General features: G+C 73.0%; 24 protein-coding genes and 2 pseudogenes. 17 read left to right on the forward strand and 9 right to left on the reverse strand.

Features of this window, described 5'->3' with window-relative positions; translation table 11 throughout:
* Positions 1-132: 132 nt before the first annotated feature.
* Positions 133-300, reverse strand: coding sequence for a hypothetical protein (locus tag RIM90_RS10205; protein ID WP_309060291.1), 168 nt, complete (start codon positions 298-300; stop codon positions 133-135).
* A 233-nt stretch (positions 301-533) separates the two neighbouring features.
* Here RIM90_RS10205 and RIM90_RS10210 point away from each other — a divergent pair, with 233 nt between their 5' ends.
* Positions 534-1,301: a CDP-alcohol phosphatidyltransferase family protein gene (locus tag RIM90_RS10210; RefSeq protein ID WP_309060292.1), complete on the forward strand. Its 768-nt coding sequence runs from the start codon at positions 534-536 to the stop codon at positions 1,299-1,301.
* Between the two features lie 219 nt (positions 1,302-1,520).
* Here RIM90_RS10210 and RIM90_RS10215 read toward each other — a convergent pair whose 3' ends face one another.
* Positions 1,521-2,117 carry a TetR/AcrR family transcriptional regulator gene (locus tag RIM90_RS10215; protein WP_309060293.1) on the reverse strand — a complete coding sequence of 199 codons (597 nt, stop codon included), beginning with the start codon at positions 2,115-2,117 and terminating at the stop codon, positions 1,521-1,523.
* A 250-nt stretch (positions 2,118-2,367) separates the two neighbouring features.
* Between RIM90_RS10215 and RIM90_RS10220 the strand changes: the two are divergent.
* Positions 2,368-3,173: pseudogene (locus tag RIM90_RS10220) on the forward strand (DMT family transporter); the annotation flags it as partial.
* Here the strand turns inward: RIM90_RS10220 and RIM90_RS10225 are convergent.
* The 3 genes from RIM90_RS10225 to RIM90_RS10235 all read right to left on the reverse strand — a co-directional run bounded on the left by RIM90_RS10225 (position 3,061) and on the right by RIM90_RS10235 (position 4,225).
* Positions 3,061-3,525, reverse strand: coding sequence for a LysR family transcriptional regulator substrate-binding protein (locus RIM90_RS10225; RefSeq protein ID WP_309060294.1), 465 nt, complete (start codon positions 3,523-3,525; stop codon positions 3,061-3,063). The pseudogene RIM90_RS10220 and the gene RIM90_RS10225 overlap by 113 nt on opposite strands.
* Positions 3,526-3,641: 116 nt before the next feature.
* Complete coding sequence (locus RIM90_RS10230; RefSeq protein ID WP_309060295.1) at positions 3,642-3,812, reverse strand: LysR family transcriptional regulator; 171 nt, start codon at positions 3,810-3,812, stop codon at positions 3,642-3,644.
* On the reverse strand, positions 3,812-4,225 hold the full coding sequence (locus RIM90_RS10235) for a PLD nuclease N-terminal domain-containing protein (protein ID WP_309060296.1): 414 nt from the start codon (positions 4,223-4,225) through the stop codon (positions 3,812-3,814). Before RIM90_RS10235 ends, RIM90_RS10230 begins: the two co-directional genes overlap by 1 nt.
* Positions 4,226-4,316: 91 nt before the next feature.
* On the opposite strand from RIM90_RS10235, the gene RIM90_RS10240 reads away from it, so the two are divergent.
* The 11 genes from RIM90_RS10240 (at position 4,317) to RIM90_RS10285 (ending at position 13,530) form a co-directional block, all read left to right on the forward strand.
* On the forward strand, positions 4,317-5,768 hold the full coding sequence (locus RIM90_RS10240) for a menaquinone biosynthesis decarboxylase (protein ID WP_309060297.1): 1,452 nt from the start codon (positions 4,317-4,319) through the stop codon (positions 5,766-5,768).
* Complete coding sequence (gene mqnP, locus RIM90_RS10245; RefSeq protein WP_309060298.1) at positions 5,765-6,667, forward strand: menaquinone biosynthesis prenyltransferase MqnP; 903 nt, start codon at positions 5,765-5,767, stop codon at positions 6,665-6,667. Before RIM90_RS10240 ends, mqnP begins: the two co-directional genes overlap by 4 nt.
* A 59-nt stretch (positions 6,668-6,726) precedes the next feature.
* Positions 6,727-7,401, forward strand: a complete 675-nt coding sequence (locus RIM90_RS10250; protein ID WP_309060299.1) for a UbiX family flavin prenyltransferase — start codon at positions 6,727-6,729, stop codon at positions 7,399-7,401.
* Positions 7,402-7,476: 75 nt separating this feature from the next.
* Complete coding sequence (locus RIM90_RS10255) at positions 7,477-7,935, forward strand: Lrp/AsnC family transcriptional regulator (protein ID WP_309060329.1); 459 nt, start codon at positions 7,477-7,479, stop codon at positions 7,933-7,935.
* Positions 7,936-7,983: 48 nt separating this feature from the next.
* Positions 7,984-9,147, forward strand: a complete 1,164-nt coding sequence (gene mqnE, locus RIM90_RS10260) for an aminofutalosine synthase MqnE (RefSeq protein WP_309060300.1) — start codon at positions 7,984-7,986, stop codon at positions 9,145-9,147.
* Positions 9,148-9,256: 109 nt separating this feature from the next.
* A complete protein-coding gene (locus RIM90_RS10265; RefSeq protein ID WP_309060301.1) occupies positions 9,257-9,907 on the forward strand; it encodes a UdgX family uracil-DNA binding protein in 651 nt (216 codons plus the stop codon).
* A gap of 16 nt (positions 9,908-9,923) precedes the next feature.
* On the forward strand, positions 9,924-10,448 hold the full coding sequence (locus RIM90_RS10270; protein WP_309060302.1) for a GNAT family N-acetyltransferase: 525 nt from the start codon (positions 9,924-9,926) through the stop codon (positions 10,446-10,448).
* A 115-nt stretch (positions 10,449-10,563) separates the two neighbouring features.
* On the forward strand, positions 10,564-10,875 hold the full coding sequence (locus RIM90_RS10275; protein ID WP_309060303.1) for a DUF4229 domain-containing protein: 312 nt from the start codon (positions 10,564-10,566) through the stop codon (positions 10,873-10,875).
* A gap of 207 nt (positions 10,876-11,082) precedes the next feature.
* On the forward strand, positions 11,083-11,169 hold the full coding sequence (locus RIM90_RS31545; protein WP_351715017.1) for a putative leader peptide: 87 nt from the start codon (positions 11,083-11,085) through the stop codon (positions 11,167-11,169).
* A gap of 55 nt (positions 11,170-11,224) precedes the next feature.
* Positions 11,225-12,559, forward strand: a complete 1,335-nt coding sequence (locus RIM90_RS10280; RefSeq protein WP_309060304.1) for a dicarboxylate/amino acid:cation symporter — start codon at positions 11,225-11,227, stop codon at positions 12,557-12,559.
* Positions 12,560-12,747: 188 nt separating this feature from the next.
* A complete protein-coding gene (locus RIM90_RS10285) occupies positions 12,748-13,530 on the forward strand; it encodes a TetR/AcrR family transcriptional regulator (RefSeq protein ID WP_309060305.1) in 783 nt (260 codons plus the stop codon).
* Here the strand turns inward: RIM90_RS10285 and RIM90_RS10290 are convergent.
* Positions 13,500-14,393 (reverse strand): MaoC/PaaZ C-terminal domain-containing protein, encoded by an 894-nt coding sequence (locus RIM90_RS10290; RefSeq protein ID WP_375165422.1) that lies wholly within the window; start codon positions 14,391-14,393, stop codon positions 13,500-13,502. The genes RIM90_RS10285 and RIM90_RS10290 overlap by 31 nt on opposite strands.
* Positions 14,390-15,709 carry a 3-oxoacyl-ACP reductase gene (locus RIM90_RS10295; RefSeq protein WP_309060306.1) on the reverse strand — a complete coding sequence of 440 codons (1,320 nt, stop codon included), beginning with the start codon at positions 15,707-15,709 and terminating at the stop codon, positions 14,390-14,392. The genes RIM90_RS10290 and RIM90_RS10295 overlap by 4 nt, the downstream gene beginning before the upstream one ends.
* A gap of 131 nt (positions 15,710-15,840) precedes the next feature.
* Between RIM90_RS10295 and RIM90_RS10300 the strand changes: the two genes are divergently transcribed.
* Positions 15,841-17,127: an acetyl-CoA C-acetyltransferase gene (locus RIM90_RS10300; RefSeq protein WP_309060307.1), complete on the forward strand. Its 1,287-nt coding sequence runs from the start codon at positions 15,841-15,843 to the stop codon at positions 17,125-17,127.
* A gap of 225 nt (positions 17,128-17,352) precedes the next feature.
* On the forward strand, positions 17,353-19,287 hold the full coding sequence (locus RIM90_RS10305) for an AMP-dependent synthetase/ligase (protein ID WP_309060308.1): 1,935 nt from the start codon (positions 17,353-17,355) through the stop codon (positions 19,285-19,287).
* 461 nt (positions 19,288-19,748) lie between these two features.
* Here the strand turns inward: RIM90_RS10305 and RIM90_RS10315 are convergent, their stop codons facing one another.
* Both RIM90_RS10315 and RIM90_RS10320 read right to left on the reverse strand, forming a co-directional pair.
* Entirely contained in the window at positions 19,749-20,414 is a 666-nt protein-coding gene (locus RIM90_RS10315) for a methyltransferase domain-containing protein (RefSeq protein WP_309060309.1), read from the reverse strand.
* Between the two features lie 416 nt (positions 20,415-20,830).
* On the reverse strand, positions 20,831-21,034 hold the full coding sequence (locus RIM90_RS10320) for a cold-shock protein (protein WP_004984723.1): 204 nt from the start codon (positions 21,032-21,034) through the stop codon (positions 20,831-20,833).
* A gap of 309 nt (positions 21,035-21,343) precedes the next feature.
* On the opposite strand from RIM90_RS10320, the gene RIM90_RS10325 reads away from it, so the two are divergent.
* Both RIM90_RS10325 and RIM90_RS10330 read left to right on the forward strand, forming a co-directional pair.
* Positions 21,344-22,192 (forward strand): menaquinone biosynthesis protein, encoded by an 849-nt coding sequence (locus RIM90_RS10325; RefSeq protein ID WP_309060310.1) that lies wholly within the window; start codon positions 21,344-21,346, stop codon positions 22,190-22,192.
* Between the two features lie 23 nt (positions 22,193-22,215).
* Positions 22,216-22,658, forward strand: a pseudogene (locus RIM90_RS10330) (hypothetical protein); the annotation flags it as partial.
* Positions 22,659-22,663 lie beyond the last annotated feature (5 nt).

Genomic DNA, 22,663 nt, shown 5'->3' on the forward strand with positions numbered 1-22,663 from the left:
GAGTTCCTCGGCGAGCGCAGTGTGGCCACCGAGGACCACGCGGACGTGGAGAGGGGAACCGTCACCGGCAACACGGCGGTCCTGCGCCGGGCGATCGTCGACGAGGCGGGTCAGCGGCCGTAACCGGCCCCGTCAGTCCCCGGCGTCCCCGACGTTCTCGTTCCACGGCTGTGGACGGCGCGCGGCGGACTCCCGCATCACCGTGGCGCACCCGGGATCGTCGAGCGGCACGATCTCCATGCCGTGCCCGGCCGGCCGGTCGTGCCCGCCGTGGAGGGCGGCCGCCTCGCCGGTCACCACCCGGTACTGCTCCGGACCGGTCCGGCGGTCCGGAGCAGTACCGGCACGGGGACGGCGTCGTCACCACTGTCGTGCCGCGGTACGGCCGCCGCCGTCCCGCCGCGCGGAAGGCGGCGGTCTGCGGGGCGGCGGCCCCCTGGACGCCGACCCCCGTCGGGCCCGCCCGACCGGCTCTGTACCCTGGCCCGATCATCGCCGCACGGGCGGTGGTGGGCCCCGGGTGGGAGGAAGTCATGGGTGCCGCACCGGTACTTGAGGAGCTGCGGGAGGTCTGCCAGCCGCAGGCCAAGCTGGCGAGCCGCAACGGCGAGCACTGGGCCGGCCGGCTCTACATGCGCAGGATCTCGCTGCGCACCACCCGGCAGCTGGTGCGCACCCCGGTCACCCCGGACCAGTTGACCTGGACCATGGTCGTCTGCGGGGTCGCCGCCGGTGCCGCGCTGATGATCCCCGGCCTGACCGGTGCGGTCCTCGCCGTGGTCCTCATGCAGCTGTTCCTGCTCTTCGACTGCGTGGACGGCGAAGTCGCCCGCTGGAAGGGCCAGAACAGCGCGGCCGGCATCTACGTCGACCGGCTCGGCGCGTACCTCGCCGACGCGGCGCTGATGGCGGGCGCCGGGTACCGGGCGGCCGAGTCGGGCGTCGGCGGCTGGCTGTCGGTCGGCATCGCGACCGCCCTCGGGGTCGTCCTGCTCAAGGCGTCCACCGACCTGGTGGACGTGGCCCGCGCCCGGCGCGGACTGGCCGTCGCCGACGACGAGTCCACCCGCCCGCGCTCGCAGGGCGTGGCCACCGTGCGCCGGATCGCCGCCGCGTTCAAGATCCACCGGGTGACCAACGGCATCGAGGCCTCCCTCGTCCTGCTGGTCGCGGCCGTCGCCGACACGGTGACCGGCGGCATCGAGCCGACGCGCTGGGCGCTGGGCGCGCTGGCCGTCATCACGTGGGTGATGGTCCCGGCCCACCTGCTGTCGATCCTGTCGTCGTCGCGGTTGCGCTGAGGTACGCCGGGCAGACGCGGAGGGCGCCCGCGCCCTTCGGCACGGCCCGCACGCGGGCGTGAGCGCCTCGCTCCGTGCGCCGATCGCCGCCCGCGGGGCCTCGCGCGCCGCGCGCGGGGAGAACCGTTCCTCACGGGTGCGGACCCGCTGCGTCGGGACCCCGGTCGGCCGGGCGGGGCGACGGAACGGGGACGGCGTCGCCCGGACGGCGGTGCGAGGCTACTCCGCGCTGATCGAACGCCAGATCCGTTCCGGCAGAACGCGTGCGGCTTCGTCCAGGTCGACGTCGTCGAAGCCGGAGAGCCAGCGCCGTGCCGTGCCGACGACCGGGCCCAGCACCAGGGACTCGACCAGCGGGAGCGGGAGCGGGGCCACCTCGCCGGCCTCGATCCGGGGCCGCAGCCACTGCGCGAACGCCGAGACCCTGGCCTCCTGGGCGTCGCGCAGCTCCCTGCCCCGCTCCATGCCGACCCGGTCCGCCCGCGAGGAGTGCACGAGCAGCGCGGCGGCCCGGTGCTCCTGAATGAACGTCAGATAGGCGCGGGTGAGGGCGCCCACGCCCTCGCGGGCGGTACGGGCCGGTCCCAGGGCCGTGGCCAGCTCGCCCAGCAGCCGGCCCAGCCAGCGCCGGGCGAGTGCCTCGTACAGCCCGTCGATGCTGCCGAAGTGGTGGTAGAGGCTGCCCAGGCTGACCCCGCTGGCCCGGGTGACCGCGCTGACGGTGAGACCCTGCTCGCCCGACTCCCCGTAGACGCGCAGCGCCGCGTCCAGGAGGTGCTCGGCGGTGACCTCACCGCGGTGCTGCTTGGGGCTCATCGCAGGGCCGTCGTCCCATTCTGGAGCGATTTTCTAGAATCCTCTTCCAATTCTAGCCCGGACTGATTCAGACTGGCCCTGCCGGCGTGCGCGTCCGCCCGTGTGCTGCGGGGGAACGGGCGGGCCGCCGCCGGTCGAGCGGTGGCGAACGCGGCGGACCACGGCAGCGGTGCGGGCGTGGCCGAGCCGCGCGACCAGCGGTCATCGGCGGCACCGATGACCCCATCGGCGGGACGCCCCGGCAGCGCGTGGACCACCCCCGCGCACCCTCGCCCTCGCCGTCCTCGGCGGCGTGTTCATCGTCTTCAACTGGGTGTTCCTCTTCGAGTCGTACGAGAACACCTCCATCTCGGTCGCCACGGCCGTCCACCACACCCAGCCGTTCCACGTGGTGCTGCTGGGCGCCCTGCTGTTCCGCGAGCGCCTCACCGCCGCCAAGGTCGGCTGGATCGCCGTCGCCTTCGCCGGACTGGTCCTCGTCTCCGGCGTCACCCCGGAGACTTCACCGGCGGCGGCGCCTACCTGACCGGCATCGGCCAGGCCCTCCTCGCCGCGCTCCTGTACGGCCTGTCCACCCTGGTCACCATGGGGGTGCCCCCGCGCGTCGAGCAGCGGGGGAGCGTCACCGGCGTACGGCCGCACCTCGTCGCCCTCGTCCAGGTCCTCGCCGGCATCCCGCTCCTGCTGCCGTTCGCCGACTTCGGCGCCATGGCCGGCACCGGCGCGGGCTGGGGCTGGCTGGCCGGGCTCGGCGTCCTCCACACGGGCCTGATGTACGTCCTGGTGTACGCCGCCTACGCCAAGCTCCCGACCTCGAAGATCGCCGTCCTGGCCTTCGTCCACCCGGCCGTGGCGATGGTCGTGGACTGGGCGGTGTACGGCCACCACATCGGCCTCGTCCAGGCGCTCGGCGTCCCGCTGACCGTCATGGCGAGCCTCGGGGTCACCTCGGCGCGGCCTGCTCGGCCACGAGTCTCCGCGCCTGCTCCACGAACAGCCGCGCGTGCGCCGGAAGCCGCTTCCCGGCCCGCCACGCCAGTTGCGTCCGAAGCGTGAACGGCGGCTCCCAGTCCAGCCGCACCAAAGAGCCCTCCGCGAGTTCGGCGGCGACCGTCACCTCGGCCAGCAGCGGCTGCCGTACGAGAGCGGCGGTGGTCACCGGCGCGCCGGACGCCGGATGCCCGGGCGCCGCCACCAGCGCCAGCGGCTCGACCGCCGGCACCTCGCCCTCCAGCCCCGGATGCTCCGTCTCCGTCTCCATCAGGAAACCGAGGTCGTACGCCCCCTGCCGCAGCGCCTGCCGGGTCTCGTCCCCGGTCGTGGTGCGCAGCGCGAGGCGCACCCTCGGGTGGCGGTGGTGGAGGTACTCCAGCAGCGGCGGCAGCCGGTACGACGTCAGCGACTCCATGGTGCCGACGACGAGCGACCCGGCCGGCTCCTCCGCCCCGGCGACGGCCGCCCGCGCCTCCTCGCTCGGCTCGATGATCCGCCGCGCGTACGGCAGCAGCCGCTCGCCCGCCTCCGTCAGCCGGATCCGGCTGCCCAGCGGTCGAACAACTCCGTGCCCAGCGAGGACTCCAGGGAGCGGATCCGACCGGTCACGCTGGACTGCGCGTACGTCAGTTCGGCGGCGGCCCGGGTGAAGCTCAGGACGGTGGCGACCTTCTCGAACGTGACGAGGAGCCGCAGCTCCATCACTCGCCCCGGTCCCGCTCGTCCTTGTCCCCGTCCTTGCCCTTGCCCTCGTCCTCGCCCTTGTCCAGGTCCGGGCCCGGGGTCCCGTCCTGCTCCTTGCTCCCGCCCCCGGGGCGGCGGTTCCCGTCGTCGCTCAGCGACTTGAGGAACTCGGGGTTGTCGTCGGGCGCCACCCACTGCTGCCGGCCGCCCCGGCTCCAGGCGGACCCGATGGCGCCGCCCGCGCCCGCGGGGTGCCGCTTCTTGCCGGCGATGAGCCACGAGATCGATCCGACGAGCGGGAACAGCAGGACGAGGATCGCCCACAGCGGCTTGGGCATGTGACGGATGTCCTCGTCCTTCGTGCTGATGCAGTCGATGAACGCGTAGACGCTCAGTGCCAGGGGGACGAGGAACATCAGCACCCGGAGCATGGGGCCTCTCCAGACAGAAAGGGGGCGGCGGGGCCGTCGTCACAGCCCCCAGGTACAGGGCCAGGGTAGCCGCTCGGGGATACTTGACCGCATGGCTTACGACGATCTTCGCTCCCTGCTCAGGGCGCTGGAGCGCGAGGGTGACCTCAAGCGCATCAAGGCCGAGGTCGACCCGCACCTGGAGGTCGGTGAGATCGTCGACCGGGTGCAGAAGGCCGGCGGTCCCGCGCTGCTCTTCGAGAACGTGCGCGGCTCGAGCATGCCCCTCGCGATGAACGTGTACGGCACCGACCGCCGCCTGCTGAAGGCGCTCGGCCTGAAGTCGTACGCGGAGATCTCCGAGAAGATCGGCGGTCTGCTCAGGCCCGAACTGCCGCACGGCTTCGTCGGCGTGCGCGAGGCCTTCGGCAAGCTCGGCGCGATGACGCACGTACCGCCGAAGAAGGTGAAGGACGCGCCGGTGCAGGAGGTCGTCCTGCACGGCGACGACGTGGACCTCGAACAGCTCCCCGCCCTGTTCACCTGGCCCAAGGACGGCGGCTCCTTCTTCAACCTGGGCCTGACCCACACCAAGGACCCCGAGACGGGCGTCCGCAACCTCGGCCTGTACCGCCTCCAGCGCCACGACAGGCGCACCATCGGCATGCACTGGCAGATCCACAAGGACAGCCGCAACCACTACCAGGTCGCCGCCCGGCGCGGCGAGCGGCTGCCGGTCGCCATCGCCTTCGGCTGCCCGCCCGCCGTGACGTACGCCTCCACCGCCCCGCTCCCCGGCGACATCGACGAGTACCTCTTCGCCGGGTTCCTGCAGGGCAAGCGGGTCGAGATGGTCGACTGCAGGACGGTCCCGCTCCAGGTCCCCGCGCAGGCGGAGGTCGTCCTGGAGGGCTGGCTGGAGCCGGGCGAGATGCTGCCCGAGGGCCCCTTCGGCGACCACACCGGCTTCTACACCCCGCAGGAGCCCTTCCCGGCCCTGAGGATCGACTGCGTGACGATGCGCAGGCGCCCGCTGCTCCAGTCGATCGTCGTCGGCCGCCCCCCGACGGAGGACGGCCCGCTCGGCCGCGCGACGGAACGCTTCTTCCTCCCCCTGTTGAAGATCATCGTCCCGGACATCGTGGACTACCACCTCCCCGAGGCCGGCGGCTTCCACAACTGCGCGATCGTCTCGATCGACAAGAAGTACCCGAAGCACGCGCAGAAGGTCATGCACGCCATCTGGGGCGCCCACATGATGTCGCTGACCAAGCTGATCGTGGTCGTCGACTCCGACTGCGACGTGCACGACCTGCACGAGGTCGCCTGGCGGGCGCTCGGCAACACCGACTACGCCCGCGACCTCACCGTCGTCGAGGGCCCCGTGGACCACCTCGACCACGCCTCGTACCAGCAGTTCTGGGGCGGCAAGGCGGGCATCGACGCGACGAAGAAGTGGCCGGAGGAGGGGTACACGCGCGACGGCGGCTGGCCGGACATGGTCGAGTCCGATCCGGACACGGCCGAACGGGTGACGAAGCGGTGGAAGGAGTACGGGCTGTGAGCAGCGCCTCCGCCGCGATTCCCCAGCCGGGGCGCACGAAAGCCTTCCTGCGCCTGGTGATGATCGAGCACTCGGTCTTCGCGCTGCCCTTCGCCTACATCGCCGCGCTGACGGCGATGTTCCAGCTGGACCGGAACATCCACTGGGGCAGACTGCTGCTGGTCACCATCTGCATGGTCGGGCTGCGCACCTTCGCGATGGCCGCCAACCGGATCATCGACCGCGAGATCGACGCCCGCAACCCGCGCACCGCCCACCGCGAGCTGGTCACCGGCGCGGTGTCGGTGAAGCACGCGTGGACCGGCGCGCTGATCGCCCTGGCGGTGTTCCTCGGCGCGGCGGCCCTGCTCAACCCCCTCTGCCTGGCCCTCGCGCCGGTCGCGGTCGTCCCGATGGTGGTCTACCCGTACGGCAAGAGGTTCACCGACTTCCCGCAGGCCATCCTGGGCCTCGCCCAGGCGATGGGCCCGGTCGGCGGCTGGCTGGCGATCACCGGCGCGTGGTCCTGGGACGCGGTCGTGCTCGGCCTGGCGGTCGGTGTCTGGATCGGCGGCTTCGACCTGATCTACGCCTGCCAGGACGTCGACGCCGACCGCGAGATCGGCGTGCGGTCGGTCCCGGCCCGCTTCGGCGTCCCGGCCGCCATCTGGGGCGCCCGGGCCTGCCACACCGTGACGACGGCCCTGTTCGCCTGGTACGCGGTCCGCACCGACGCCGGCGCGTTCTTCTGGCTGGGCCTGCTGATCGTCGCCGCGGCCTTCGTCTACGAGCACACCATCGTCCGCCCGCACGACCTGTCCCGCGTGAACCGGGCCTTCTTCAGCGTCAACGGGTTCATCGGCATCGCCCTGTTCGTGTGCGCGCTGCTGGACCTGCTGGTGCGGGGCCTGACGGTCTGAGCGGCCGTGCGGCCCCCCACCCGCGCCGGGAGAAACCCCACCGCCGGTAGGCTCGTGATGTGAACGCAGGAGAATCGGGGCGCAAGCCTTGGATCGTGGGGGTGTCCGGGGCATCCGGGACGCCCTACGCAGCCGCTGTGCTGCGTGCGCTTCTGGCGGCGGGGGAGAGCGTCGACCTCGTCGTCAGCCGGGCCTCGCGGCTCACCCTGCTCGACGAGACCGGCATCTCCTTCCGGGACGCCCACTGGCGGGACGACCTGCGCCAATGGCTGGCCCGGGGCGCGGACGGCAAGCCGGACACCTTCGCCGTGGACCTCGACGGCGTACGGCACTGGGCCGCCGGTGACCTCGCGGCCGGGCCGTCCTCGGGGTCGTATCCGAGCAAGGGCATGCTGATCGTGCCCGCCTCCACGGCCTGTGTGGCCGGGGTGGCGCTCGGGCTGTCCAAGGACCTGTTGCAGCGGGCGGCGAGCGTGACCCTGAAGGAGGGGCGCACGCTGGTCGTGGCCGTGCGGGAGGCCCCGCTGAACGGCCGGACCCTGCGGCACCTGGTCGCCCTCGACGACGCGGGCGCGGCCGTGGTGCCCGCCTCACCGGCCTTCTACGCGGGCGCGACGCACATCCAGGACCTGGTCGACTTCGTCGCCGGACGCGTACTCGACGCGGCGGGCGTCGAACACCGGCTCTACCGCCGCTGGGAGGGCGAACTCGGCGGCGGCTCCCGCACGGACTGAGCACTCGCCGCAACGGCACGGCAACGCACCACCTTTCAGGAACTTTCATCCTCTTCAATGGAAGGCTTCGATTCGATGGACGCGGTGGACAGGCAGCTCATCCAGGCCCTGAGGGAGAACGGCCGGGCCTCCTACGCGGAGCTGGGGCGCCTCGTCGGCCTGTCGGGACCCAGCGTCACCGACCGCATCAACCGGCTGGAGGCGGCCGGTGTCATCACCGGCTACCGGGCCACCGTGGACGCCGCCTCGCTCGGCCTCGGCGTGACCGCCCTGATCGGCATCTCGCTCTCGGACGCCGCCGACCACGAGGACGTGGCGCAGCGGCTGAAGGACCTGAGGGAGATCGAGGACTGCTGGTTCATCGCCGGTGACGACTCCTTCATGCTCAAGGTGCGGGCGAGCGACGTGGACGGGCTGGAGAAGATCATCCGCCGGCTGTCCGGCACCAAGGGCGTCTCGCGGACCCGGACCACCATCGTGCTCTCCACGAAGTGGGAGAACCGCGTCGGTGAGCTGCCCGAAGAGGTCCACTAGCCGGGGCGTACGGTTGACGGAGTCTGCCTGGAGAAAAGAGGTATCGGCATGGACGTCGGGCTCAAGCGCGAGTTGGAGGAGAAGGTCAGGGCGGGTGTCCGCCTGACCCGTGAGGACGGCATCGCGCTGTACGAGTCGGACGACCTGGCGTGGCTGGGCGGACTGGCGCACGAGGTGCGCACGAGGCTGAACGGCGATGTCGTGCACTTCAACGTCAACCGCCACCTCAACATGACGAACGTGTGCACCGCCTCCTGCGCGTACTGCTCCTTCCAGCGCAAGCCGGGGGAGAAGGACGCGTACACGATGCGCATCGAGGAGGCGGTGAAGCTCGCCAAGGCGATGGAGTCGGAGAACCTGACCGAGCTGCACATCGTCAACGGGCTCCACCCGAACCTGCCGTGGCGCTACTACCCGCGTTCCCTGCGCGAGCTGAAGGCCGCCCTGCCGGACGTCTCCCTGAAGGCGTTCACCGCCACCGAGATCCACCACTTCGAGACCATCTCCGGGCTGTCCGCCTCGGAGATCCTCGACGAGCTGATCGACGCGGGCCTGGAGTCCCTCACCGGCGGCGGCGCGGAGATCTTCGACTGGGAGGTGCGGCAGCACATCGTCGACCACCGCACCCACTGGGAGGACTGGTCGCGCATCCACCGGCTGGCGCACGAGAAGGGGCTGAAGACCCCGTGCACCATGCTCTACGGCCACATCGAGGAGCCCCGCCACCGCGTGGACCACGTGCTGCGGCTGCGTGAGCTGCAGGACGAGACCGGCGGCTTCCAGGTCTTCATCCCGCTGCGCTACCAGCACGACTTCGTGGACATGAAGGACGGCAAGATCCGCAACCGCCTCCAGGCCCGCACCCGGATGGCCACCGGCGCGGAGGCGCTGAAGACCTTCGCCGTCTCCCGGCTGCTCTTCGACAACGTCCCGCACGTCAAGGTCTTCTGGGTGATGCACGGTGTCCAGACCGCGCAGCTGGCGCTGCAGCACGGCGCGGACGACATGGACGGCTCGGTGGTCGAGTACAAGATCACGCACGACGCCGACAACTACGGCACCCCGAACAAGCTGACCCGCGAGGACCTCCTCGACCTGATCCGCGACGCCGGTTTCCGCCCGGTGGAGCGCAACACGCGGTACGAGATCATCCGCGAGTACGACGGCCCGGACCCGGAGCGCCGGGAGTCCCCGCAGCCGATGCGGGTCTGAGACAAGGGCGGGGACAGGGGCCGGGACGGCGCGCCGGGAGGGGCCGTCGCACCCGGTGCGGGTCCGGTCCGGGGCGTGAGGCCGGTGGCCGGGCGGGTACCCGCCCGGCATGGCCGTCACCCAGGCGCCCGAGGACGCCTACACCGCCGCACCCTTCCTCCCGGACCGCGGTGACCTGACCGCCCTGCGCGAGGCCGCCGCCGGGTGCCGGGGCTGCCCGCTGCACCGCGACGCCACCCGGACCGTCTTCGGCGCCGGGGCGGCCGACGCCCGCGTCATGCTCGTCGGCGAGCAGCCCGGCGACCAGGAGGACCGGCAGGGCAAGCCCTTCGTCGGGCCCGCCGGCAAGCTGCTCGACCGGGCGCTGGCCGAGGCGGGCATCGACCCCGGCGAGGCGTACGTCACCAACGCGGTCAAGCACTTCAAGTTCACGCGCTCCGGGGCGCGGGGGCGCCGGATCCACAAGGCGCCCGGCGTGCGCGAGATGAAGGCGTGCGGGCCCTGGCTCGCCGCCGAGCTGGCGGCCGTCGAGCCGGAGCTGATCGTCGTGCTGGGCGCGACCGCCGGAAAGGCGCTGCTCGGCTCGTCGTTCCGGGTCACGCAGGTGCGCGGCAGGGTGCTGGAGGAGGAGATCCACGGCCGCCCCGAGCGGCTGGTCCCCACCGTGCACCCGTCGGCGGTGCTGCGGGCGGACGACCGGGAGGCGGCGTACCGGGGGCTGGTCGCGGACCTGAAAATCGCGGCGCAAGCACTTGGGTAATGGTTACCATCGCCGCATGACCCTTACCTTCACGTTCGATCCCGCCGTCACCCCCGCACTCCGCGACGGCATCCTCGACCTCTGGGCCGACGTCTCCAACGCGGGCGGAGCCGTCGGCTTCGTGCCGCCGGTGACGCGCGAGGAGATCCGGCCCGAGCTGGTGCGCCAGTTCGCGGCGATGGAGGAGGGGCGCTCCCGGCTCCTCGTCGGGCACGACGAGGAGGGGCGGGTGGCCGCGACGGCGTTCCTCACCTTCAACAGCCACCGCCTGATGACCCACTGGATCTGGCTGTACACGGTGATGGTCCACCCCCGCCACCAGGGCAAGGGGTACGGCCGTGACCTGCTGGCGGCCGCCGAGAGCGCCGCCCGCGGGCTCGACGGCATCGAGGCGATACGCCTCGGCTGCCGCGGCGGCCTCGGCCTGGAGCACTTCTACGCCTCCTGCGGCTACAAGGAGGTCGGCCGCGTCCCCGGCGCGATCCGGGTGGCGCCGGGCGACGAGCGGGACGACATCACCATGCTGCTGCCGCTGACCTGAGGCCGCACCCCCCTGGAGGGCCGGCGGTCCGGGCGTGCTTCACTGGAGGCTGCCCCTGTGTCCCTTTGGGATGTTCTGGGGGATGTTCAGGCCGGACGTAGGAAGAGTGGATGAGATGCTCCGCTACACGCTGATGCGCCTCGGGATCTTCGTGGGCTGCCTCGTGGCCGTCTGGGGCCTCGTCTACTCCGGCCTCGCCCCGCGCGGCCTCGGCGACTCCAACGGCCTGTGGATCGTGCTGCTCGCGCTGGTGATCTCGGCCCCGATCAGCTTCGTCGTGCTCCGCGAGGAGCGGGACCGGGCCTCCGAGCGGATCGTGCAGCGGGTGGACCGGGTCAAGGCGAACCTGGAGGCCAACCGCAACCAGGAGGACGTCGCCGACGACGCCGCCCGCGCGCACGGCCGGGCGCAGGGTCAGACCTCGTAGGCCCCCTCGCAGGCCCGGACCTCGCGGGCCCAGGCCCCGTAAGCTTCGTCACACCGCCCGCCACCCCTACAGCGCCCCGGTCTCCGAAATCCCCGGAGACCAGGGCGCTTTGCGTTGTACGGGCGCTTTTCTCCCCGCGCCTGTCAAAGTAAGGCTTTGAGTGTCTCAAAGTTCAGGTGTTACGGTCTTCGGGTGAAGTCAGCAGCCGTGTTCCCCACGCCCCGGAGAGTTCCGCTCGTGGCGCGCCTGCACGTGGACCTCTGTCGGGTCTCCTCCGCGAACTGTCGTCCCTGACGCTCCCGCGCCCGAACACCACGTCACCTTCCTCACGCGTCCCCTTCATCGGAGCATGTCCGTGTCCACGAACACGAAGTCCTCGTTGCTGCCCTTCCGGGCACCCTTCTGGGCCCAGATACTCGCCGGCCTCGTCCTGGGCGTCCTGCTCGGCTGGCTCGCCCGCAGCCAGGACGTCTCCTGGCTCGTCACCACCCTCGAGAAGGTCGGCGGGACCTTCGTCGGCCTGCTGAAGCTCGCCGTCGCCCCGCTCGTCTTCTTCGCGATCCTGGTCTCCATCACCAACCTGCGGAAGGTCAACAACGCGGCCCGCCTGGCCTCGCGGACCCTCCTCTGGTTCATGATCACCTCGCTGATCGCGGTGGCCATCGGCCTCGTCATCGGCCTGGTCACCAACCCCGGCGCGGGCACCGGCCTCACCCCGGCGGACGGGGCCGAGCCCGAGAAGACCGGCTCCTGGATCGACTTCCTCACCGGCATCGTGCCGACCGACGTGATCACGCCGTTCACCGAGCTGAACGTGCTGCAGATCGTCTTCATGGCCGCCGTCGCCGGTATCGCCGCCCTCCAGCTCGGCGAGAAGGCCCAGCCGATCCTCACCCTGAGCGAGTCCGTCCTCGAACTCCTCCAGAAGGCCCTGTGGTGGGTCATCCGCCTCGCCCCGCTCGGCACCGTCGGCCTCATCGGCAACGCGATCGCCACCTACGGCTGGGACCTCATCGGCAAGTACGCGACCTTCACCGCCGACATCTACGTCGGCTGCCTGATCGTCCTCTTCGGCGTCTACCCGGCGCTGCTCGCCGGTGCCGCCAAGGTCAACCCGGTGCAGTTCTTCAAGGGCGCCTGGCCCGCGATCCAGCTGGCCTTCGTCTCCCGCTCCTCCGTCGGCACCATGCCGCTGACCCAGAAGGTCACCGAGCGCCTGGGCGTGCCCAGGGAGTACGCGTCGTTCGCCGTCCCGTTCGGCGCGACCACCAAGATGGACGGCTGCGCCGCGGTCTACCCCGCCATCGCCGCGATCTTCGTCGCCCAGATCTTCGACATCCAGCTCGGCATCGGCGACTACCTGCTGATCGCGTTCGTCTCGGTGGTCGGCTCCGCCGCCACGGCCGGACTCACCGGCGCGACGGTCATGCTGACCCTCACCCTCTCCACGCTCGGCCTGCCCATGGAGGGCGTCGGCCTGCTGCTCGCGATCGACCCGATCGTGGACATGATCCGCACCGCGACCAACGTCGCCGGACAGGCCCTGGTGCCGGTCGTCGTCTCCGCCCGCGAGGGCCTGCTGGACCGCGACGCCTACGGCACGGTCCACGCCTCGCCGATCGACGAGACCCCGGCCGACGGGACCCCGGCGGACGAGCCCCGGCGGGTCCCCGCGACGGCCTGACCGCCCGGGCCACCGCCACCACGGCTCCTCCCGCTCCCCCCGACGTCCGCCCGCGGCGGCCCGAAGCACGGCCGCCGCGGGCGGACGCTCGTCGTCCGGGCCGGCCCGGTCCGGACGAGGGTCCGGCTGTCCGGTGAGCGCCGTCGCCGGACGGGGGGGGACGGCCACGGGCCCGTACGCTAATCCGCATGGGTGCCGTGAAGACCAAGCGGATGCCGCGTGCGGTCCGTGAGCAGCAGATGCTGGACGCCGCCGTCCAGACCTTCGGCCAGCGGGGGTACATGGCCGCGTCGATGGACGAGATCGCCGAACTGGCGGGCGTGTCCAAGCCGTTGGTCTACCTGTACCTGAACTCCAAGGAGGACCTGTTCACCGCCTGCATCCGCCGTGAGGCGAAGGCCCTCACCGAGGCGGTGCGCGCCGGTGTCCGCCCGGGCCTGCCCGCGGACCGCCAACTCTGGGCCGGCCTGACGGCGTTCTTCACGCACACCGCGCTCCACCCCGACGGCTGGTCCGTGCTGCACCTGCAGGCCCGCACGCACGGCGAGGTCTTCGCCGCCGAGGTCGCCGCGATGCGCGCGGAGATCGTGGCGTTCGTGACCCAGCTCATCCTGGCCGCCGCCCGCGAGGCGCACCCCCGGGCTCTCGGCTGCTCCCCCACGTTCTCGGCTCCGCTCGAACAGGGGGGACCCCCACGAGCAGGGGGGACCCCCGAGGACCCCGATCTTCCCGCACGTGAGGTCTCCGGGCTCGCGGAGGCACTGGTCGGCGCCGCCGAGTCGCTCGCCGACTGGGCCAACGCCACCCCCGGCGTCACGGCCCGGCAGGCCGCGGCCACGCTGATGAACTTCGCCTGGGCGGGGCTGGGCGACCTGATGGCGGGCCGCCGCTGGTCACCGCCGGAGGAGGACGACTCCCCGGAGGCCGGTGCCCCCGGGGCTCACACCGGGCGGACGTCCCCCGTCAGGTGAACCCGGCCGCCGGCCCCCCGTAGCTCGAAGCGTTCGTCCCGCGCCGCGTACGTCACCGTCCCCGGCAGCAGGACCGGCGCCCCGAAGTCCGCCCGCACCACCGCCGCGTCCGGGGTGCCGTGCGCGGCGAGGCAGCGGGCCACGGTCCACATGCCGTGCGCGATGGCGCGGGGGAAGCCGAAGAGGCGCGCGGTGAGCGGGTGCAGGTGGATCGGGTTGCGGTCGCCGGACGCGGCACCGTACCGGCGTCCGACGTCCCCGGCCAGCCGCCACTCGTCCACGGCGGGCAGCGGCTCGTGCGGCGCGCGCTCCTCCTCCCGGTGCGCGGCGGGCCGCCCGGAGGTCCGGTGCCGGGCCAGATAGGTGCTCCGCGACTCCCACACGGCGTCCCCGCCGGCCCGCAGCTCGGTGACCACGGCGGCCTCGGTGCCGCGCCGGTGCGGCGCCAGGCCCTCGACGCGCACCGACAGGTCGTACGCGCCCGTGGCCGGCAGCGGCCGGCGGCAGGTGATCCCGATCGACGTGTGGACCAGCCCGAGCAGCGGCAGCGGGAAGTCCCGGCCGCTCATCAGCCGCATGGCCAGGGGAAAGCCCAGCACGTGCGGATACGTCGGCGGCAGCGCGTCCGCCCCGGTCGGGAAGCCGCACACCCTCTCGTACGCGGCCAGCCGCGCGAGGTCGATCCGCAGCCCGGTCAGCACCAGCCGGGTGCGCGGGAAGGCGGCGTCGGGGCGGGGCCGCCTGAAGGGGGACAGGAGGGCGCCCCGGGCGAGCAGCGGGGCCAGGGCGGGGGGTGCGGTGAGCACGACGGGGGGTGCGGAGGGTGCCGAGGGGGCGGAGCCCGCGGGTGCCACGGTGGTCACGCTCCCAGCAGGCTCTGGCCGCAGACCCGGACGACCTGGCCGTTGACCGCGGCCGAGGCCGGGTGGGCGAGCCAGGCGGTGGTCTCGGCGACGTCGACCGGCAGGCCGCCCTGCGCGAGGGAGTTCATCCGGCGGCCCGCCTCGCGGATGAGCAGCGGGACGGCCGCCGTCATCCGGGTCTCGATGAAGCCCGGCGCGACCGCGTTCACCGTCACCCCGTGCTCGGCGAGCGCCCGCGGCGCGAGGGCGCGGACCAGGCCGGTGATGCCCGCCTTGCTCGCCCCGTAGTTGGTCTGGCCGGCGTTCCCGGCGATCCCCGCGATGGAGGCCGTGGCGACGATCCGGCCGCCCCGCTTCAGCGTCCCGGCGGCGAGCAGCGCGTCGGTGGTGCGCAGCACGCTCGCCAGGTTCACCTCCAGCACCGGACCCCACCGCTCGGCCGGCATGTTGGCCAGGCGCCGGTCACGGGTGATGCCCGCGTTGTGGACGAGCACGTCGAGGCCGCCCGGGAGGGCGTCGGCGATCCGGGCGCCCGCGTCGGCGGCGGTGATGTCGAGCGGGAGCGCGGTGCCGCCGAGCCGTTCGGCGACGCGCCGTGCGTCCTGTTCGGCCTGCGGGACGTCGAGGACGACCACCTCGGCGCCCTCCCGGGCCAGCGTCTCGGCGACCGCCTCCCCGATGCCCCGTGCGGCGCCGGTGACCAGGGCGGTGCGGCCGGCGAGGGGGCGGTTCCAGTCGTCGGGGGCGGTGACCTCCTGGTCGCCGACCTCGATCACCTGGCCGCTGACGTAGGCGGACTTGGGGGAGAGCAGGAAGCGGAGGGTGGACTCGGCGGCGGAGGCGTCGGTGAGGCGGACCAGGTTCACGGTCCTGCCCCGGCCGATCTCCTTGCCGAGGGAGCGGGTGAAGCCCTCCAGCGCCTGCTGGGCGGCGGCCCGGTGGTGGTCGGCGGCGTCGAGCGGGGCGCCCAGCACCACGATCCGGCCGCTCGCGGCGACCGACCGGACGACGGGGTGCAGGGCCGCGTGCACCTCGGCGAGCCCCTCGACGTCCCGTACCCCGCTGGCGTCCAGGACGACGGCGGCGGGCCGGTCCGCGGCGCCGCCCGTGCCGGGTCCGGTACGGGCGAGGACGGGGGCGAGGCCGAGGCCGAGGCCGAGGCCGGACGCGCCCGCGGTGAGGTGGAGCAGTCCGCCGTCCAGCTCCGGCCGCTCCGGCGACCAGCGCCGCAGCGGTGCGGGCCGGGGGAGTCCCAGGCGGCGCGTCAGGAAGCGGCCGGGCGCGGTGCCGGCGAAGCTCAGATAGCGGTCGGCCATGGGACTCCCAACGGGTGTGAAGGGCGCGCCCGGCGTTCACCCGGGTGCTTGCCCTGTTGCCTGGTCTGATGCTTACTCTGAAGTAAAGTTACCGGAGGTAATGTTATGTCACCGGTGAGGAGCAGGTCGAGATGAGCCCCCTGAAGCCGATCGCCGTGCGGCGCGTCGCGATCATCGGCGGCACCCGCGTGCCGTTCGCCCGCTCCGACGGCCCGTACGCCACCGCCTCCAACCAGGAGATGCTCACCGCGGCCCTGGACGGCCTCGTCGAGCGGTACGACCTGGGGGCGCCGGGCGCCGTCGGCGAGTTCGTCGCCGGCGCGGTCCTCAAGCACAGCCGCGACTTCAACCTCGCCCGGGAGACGGTCCTCGGCTCACGCCTGGACGCCCGCACCCCCGCGTACGACATCCAGCAGGCCTGCGGCACCGGCCTCCAGGCCGTCATCGCCGCCGCCAACAAGATCGCCCTCGGCCAGACGGAGGCCGCGGTCGCGGGCGGCGCCGACACCGCGAGCGACGCGCCCCTCGGCGTCAACGACGACCTGCGCAAGGTGCTGCTGGAAGCACGGCGCGCCAGGTCGTTCGGCGCCCGCCTCAGGGCGCTCGCGAAGGTGCGCCCGGGCCACCTGGTCCCCGACGTCCCGCGCAACGCCGAACCGCGCACCCACCTGTCCATGGGCGAGCACGCCGCCGTCACCGCCCGCGCCTGGGGCATCACCCGCGAGGCCCAGGACGAACTCGCGGCGACCAGTCACCAGCGGCTGGCGGCGGCGTACGAACGCGGCCTGCTGACGGACCTGGTGGTGCCCTTCCGCGGCCTGGCCCGCGACCAGAACCTGCGTCCGGGCTCGACGGTGGAGAAACTCGCCACGCTGAAGCCGGTGTTCGGCCTCGACCACCCCGAACCCACCATGACGGCGGGCAATTCGACCCCGCTCACGGACGGCGCCGCGGTGGTGCTGCTGGCGAGCGAGGAGTGGGCGGCGGCCCGGGGCCTGGCCCCGCTGGCGTACCTGACCGCGTACGAGACGGCCGCCGTGGACTTCGTGCACGGCGATGCGGCGGGCGGCGAGGACGGCCTGCTGATGGCCCCGGCGTACGCCGTCCCGCGCATGCTGGAGCGCGCCGGACTGGGCCTGGAGGACTTCGACCTGATCGAGATCCACGAGGCGTTCGCCTCCCAGGTGCTGGCGACGCTGGCGGCCTGGGAGAAGCGGGGGCTGGCCCCCGTCGACCGCGCCCGCCTGAACGTGGCGGGCTCGTCCCTGGCGACCGGCCACCCCTTCGCCGCCACCGGCGCCCGCATCGTGGCCACCCTGGCGAAGCTCCTCGCCGAACGGGACGCCCCCGCCCGGGGGTTGATCTCGATCTGCGCGGCGGGCGGACAGGGCGTGACGGCGATCCTCGAACGTCCGTGAACGACGCGGGGGTCACGTGAGCGACCCTCACGTGACCCCCGACACTGCACACGCCCGGCCCCGTACCCTCCCCGTACCCGCACAGAGCCCCCACGTGAGAGCCGTACGATCCCGGGACCGGTCGGCGGTCGCCCCTTTGCCGGATGCCGCCGGTGAGCGCCTCGGCGTGCGAGGCCCGTACGCCGAGGCGGCAAGCAGTTCCCCCGCACGCCCCAGGAGCCGCCCGTGTCCACCGCGCATTCCTCCGCCGCGTACGCGTCCGCCCTCGACGACGAGGACTACGGGGCGCCCGTCCTGGTCGCACCCGAGGTCCGGCGGCTGGACGGAGTCGTACGGGAAGCGTCCGTACCGCCGTTCGCCAGGCCGGTGCGGCACGGATCGCTCGCCGACCTGCCGTTCGACAACGCGAGCGCGGCCCCGGACGCGGTGGTCCTCGGCCGGAAGACGGCGGACGGCGGCTGGCGGGACGTGACGGCCGCCGAGTTCGCCGCGGAGGTCATGGCCGTGGCGAAGGGACTGATCGCCGAGGGCCTGATGCCGGGCGACCGGATCGCCGTCATGGCCCGCACGATCTACGAGTGGACGGTCCTCGACTTCGCCGCGTGGGCCGCCGGACTCGTCACCGTGCCCGTCTACCCCACCTCCTCCGTCTTCCAGGCCCGCTGGATCCTGCACGACTCGGGCGCGGTCGCCCTGGTCACGGAGACCGCGGCCCAGACCGCCGCCCTCGGCCCCGAGCTCCCCCACCTGCCCGACCTGCGGCACGTGTGGACCGTCGAGAAGGGCCACGTCGAGCAGCTCGCGGAAGCCGGCGCGCACCTCCCGGACCAGGAGGTGGACGTACGCCGCGGCGTCCTGGGCCCCGACACCCTCGCCACCCTCGTCCACACCTCGGGCACGACGGGCCGCCCCAGGGGCTGCGCCCTCACCCACGGCAACTTCTTCGCCGAGGTGGACAACGCCGTCGAGCTGCTCTACCCCGTCTTCAGGGCACGGACGAGCGAGGAGGCCTCCGTCCTCCTCTTCCTGCCCATGTCCCACGTCTTCGGCCGCATGGTCGCCGTCGCCTGCGTCCGCGCCCGGGTACGCCTCGGGCACGCGCCGAGCCTGAAGGCCCAGGACCTGCTGCCGGACCTGGCGAGCTTCCGGCCCACCTGCCTGCTGGCCATCCCCTACATGCTGGAGAAGGTCTTCAACGCCGCCCGCGCCAAGGCGGAGGCGGGCGGACGCCTGTCCGCCTTCGACCGCGCGGTGGCGGTCGCCCGCCGCTACGGCGAGGCACTGGAGGCCCGGCGGGCCGGGACGGGCCCCGGCCCGTCCCGCGCCCTGAAGACGGCCCGCGCCTTCTACGACCCCCTGGTCTACCGCCGCCTCCGCAACGCCATGGGCGGCAGGGTCCGCTACGCCGTCTGCGGCGGCTCCCCGCTCGGCCGCCGCCTCGCCGCGTTCTACGCCGGCGCCGGCATCGAGGTCTTCGAGGGCTACGGCCTGACGGAGACGACCGGCGCCACGACGGTGACGCCCCCGCTCAAACCCCGCCTGGGCACGGTGGGCTGGCCGCTGCCCGGCACGCGGATCCGCATAGCGGCGGACGGCGAGATCCTGGTCGCGGGCGAGCACGTGCTCCGCGGCTACTGGGACTCCCAGGCGGGCGGCGTCGTCCCCGCGGCGCCCGGCGGCTGGCTCCCCACGGGCGACGTCGGCGAACTGGACGACGAGGGCTACCTGACGATCACGGGCCGCAAGAAGGAGCTGATCATCACCGCGGGCGGCAAGAGCGTCGCCCCGGCCCCGCTGGAGAACTGGCTCCGCTCGCACCCCCTGATCTCCCAGGTCATGGTGCTCGGAGAGAACCGCCCCTACGTCTGTGCCCTGATCACCCTGGACCCCGACGGCATCACCCACTGGCGCCGGATGAACGGCAGACACCCGGTCCCGCCGGAACTCCTCACCGACGACGAGGAACTGCGCGCCGTCCTCCAGCGCGCGATCGACGAGGCCAACAAGGCCCTCTCCCGCCCGGAGTCGATCCGCCGCTTCGCGATCCTCCCCGTGGACTTCACGGAGGAGGCGGGCCACCTGACCCCGTCGATGAAGCTGCGCCGCGAGGCGATCGTGCGGGACTTCGCGCAGGAGGTGGAAGGGCTGTACGCGGAGTAGGGGAGGGGCGGCGGGCGGGGTGGGGGAGCGGGCGACGACGGTGGCCCCGCGCTCACCCGCCGCCCGCGTACGCCCCGGCCGGCCCGCCCGCCCGGGGCCCTGCGGCGGCAGCCGTCCACCACCGTGTCCGCGAACGCCCTCGCCGGCGGTGTCAGCGCGTCCCGGCGGCGGACCGCCCAGCCGACCGACAGGGGCCGCAGCGCGCGGATCGGGACCGGCCGACGGGACCCTCCTCGCCGGGGACGGCGCGGTCCGGCAGCGCGGGCACCACCGCCCGCCCCCGTCCCGGCCCGGCCGGCAGCAGCGCGGTGTCCCAGCCGGCGCTCACCGTGCCGTCCCCCTTCCACGACGGCTTCACCGGCCGTCCTCCGGGAGGGCCACGCCGTACCGGGGATCCGGGAGCGGCGGGGCGGGACCGCCCCGGTGACCGGGGCCTGTCCGGCACGATCCGCCGGACAGCCTCAGGCGGGGCTCCGCGGCGGCCTGCGGGCGATCAGGGCCGCCTGCGGGGTCGACTCGCCGAGCTTCTCGTCCGCCGCCCGCACGGAGCGCAGCTCGACCGTGAACCCGGCCGCCTCCAGGAGCGCGGCGATCCGTTCCGGCCGGCGGCGCAGGAAGTCGGCGGTGACCGGGTGACCGAAGGGCCGCTCGAGGCGCCGGGGCTCGTCCCCGGCCTGGAAGGCGAGCAGCAGCCGGCCCCCGGGCGCCAGGACCCTGCGGAACTCGGTGAACAGGGCGGGGAGCTCGTCGTGCGGGGTGTGGACGGTCGAGTACCAGGAGACGACACCGGCCAGGCTGCCGTCGGGGAGGTCCAGGTCCAGCATCGAGCCCTGCTCGAAGCGCAGGTCCGGGTTCTCGCGGCGGGCGATGGCGAGCATCGCCGCCGACAGGTCGAGGCCGAAGACGGAGAGGCCGAGGGAGGCGAGATACGCGGTCATCCGGCCCGGACCGCATCCCAGGTCGGCCACCCGGCCGCCCTTTCCGACCAGCTCGGCGAAACCGGTCAGCACCGCCCGGTCCAGCGGCTGCGCCGTGTGCAGGCCGTCGAACCGGGCGGCGTAGTCCTCGGCGATGGCGTCGTAGAAGACGCGGGTGGCGACCACGTGGTCGGCGTCGGTGTCGGTCATGGCCGGGCACCCTACCCGCGCCCACTGACACCCGTGGTCACTCATGGACACCCGCCGGCACCCACGGTCACCCGTCGGCACCCCGGGTCGCACGACTCCCGCCGCCCGCGCCGGACGCGTGAAGGCGGGGCCCGGCGAAGAGGGCGCCGAACCCGGACCGGGGGACTGCACGGCGTACCGCGGGGATGTGCGCACGCGTACGGGGCACGGGATCCGGACATGGAATTCGTGCTGATCATGCGGCACGTACGAGGGAAATTCTCCGGGAATTCACCGCGGCTCGCAGGGCTCGCGGGCCTCGCGGGGATTGCACGGCTCGCGCGGTTCCGTGCCGCAAGGAATCGAAAAGGCAGGAGCCCCGTCGCCTGACGGCGCGGGGCTCCTTGGGTACTGCTAGTCGTTCCCGGATCGGAGGATCAGACCGGGGTGACGTTCTCCGCCTGCGGGCCCTTCGGACCCTGCGTGACGTCGAAGGACACCTGCTGGTTCTCCTCGAGGGACCGGAAGCCGGTCGCGTTGATCGCGGAGTAGTGGACGAAGACGTCGGGGCCGCCGCCTTCCTGGGCGATGAAACCAAAGCCCTTTTCGGCGTTGAACCACTTCACGGTTCCGGTAGCCATAAGCCCTCCTTGGGCCCAAAGGGTTGCCCTGCTCCAGAACCAGCAAGTGTGAAGACAAGTTCTGCACAATCGCTTATGTCTGAGAACGACGAGAGCCCGCGGTCACATGCTCCGCAGGCTCTGTACTGCAAGGGAAACCAAACTGCAACTTGCGACGAGCCTAGCACGCGGGGGGCCGAATGCAATAGAGGCCAAGATCACTTCACCCGAATGTTTGAACGTCCCGTCCGTCACGGCCCTCCGGTCGAACACGGGACCGAGCGCGGGGGCGGACGTCTTCGCGCCCCGGACGAGGGCTAGCCTCACGATGTGGAGAATCCTCGCACCCGGCCGCGCGTCGGCCACATCCAGTTCCTGAACTGCCTGCCCCTGTACTGGGGGCTTGCGAGAACGGGCACGCTCCTCGACTTCGAGCTGACCAAGGACACCCCGGAGAAGCTCAGCGAGAAGCTCGTGCAGGGAGAACTCGACATCGGGCCGATCACCCTCGTCGAGTTCCTCAAGCACGCGGACCGGCTCGTCGCCTTCCCCGACATCGCCGTCGGCTGCGACGGCCCGGTCATGTCCTGCGTGATCGTCTCGCAGGTGCCGCTGGACCGGCTGGACGGTGCCCGCGTCGCCCTCGGCTCGACCTCGCGCACCTCCGTACGCCTCGCCCAGCTCCTCCTCGCCGAGCGGTACGGCGTCCGGCCGGACTACTACACCTGCCCGCCCGACCTGAGCCTGATGATGCAGGAGGCCGAGGCGGCCGTCCTCATCGGGGACGCGGCCCTGCGCGCGAACATGGTCGACGGGCCGCGCTTCGGCCTCGACGTGCACGACCTGGGCGCGCTGTGGAAGGAGTGGACGGGCCTGCCGTTCGTGTTCGCGGTGTGGGCGGCGCGCCGCGACTACCTGGAGCGCGAGCCGGTCATCACCCGCAAGGTGCACGAGGCCTTCCTCGCCTCCCGCAACCTCTCCCTCGAGGAGGTCGGCAAGGTCGCCGAGCAGGCGGCCCGCTGGGAGGCGTTCGACGAGGCGACCCTGGCCCAGTACTTCACCACCCTCGACTTCAGCTTCGGGCCCCCGCAGCTGGAGGCGGTCACGGAGTTCGCCCGCCGGGTCGGACCGACGACGGGCTTCGCGGCGGACGTGACGGTGGATCTGCTGCGACCCTGAGGGCGGCGGACCCGGCCACTACCCTGCCGGAAGGTTCCGGCGCTACGGGGAGGGGCGGACGCACGCGGCCGCTCGAAGTGGACGAACCCACGGTCGCGGGGCCCTACCGGCTGCTCGGCCGGCTCGGCTCGGGCGGCATGGGCCGGGTCCACCCGGGCCGCAGCGCAGGGGGCCGCACGGTCGCGGTCAAGATCGTGCACCCGCACTTCGCGCTGGACGAGGAGTTCCGCGCCCTCCCCCACGCTCGACCGCGCTCGCGCGGGGGGACCCCCATCGCCGCGAGGTCGACGCCGCGCGCCGGGTGGGCGGTGCCTGGACGGCCCCCGTCCTGGACGCCGGCCCCGACGCCCGGGTCCCGTGGGTCGCCACCGCCTACGCGGCCGGCCCGTCCCTGGCCACGGCCGTCACGGACACCGGCCCGCCGCCCGCCCTCACCGTACGGGCGCTGGGCGCGGGCCTGGCCGAGGTGTC

The organism is Streptomyces sp. (genome assembly GCF_031181555.1).
GTDB classification, from domain to species: Bacteria; Actinomycetota; Actinomycetes; order Streptomycetales; family Streptomycetaceae; genus Streptomyces; species Streptomyces fimbriatus.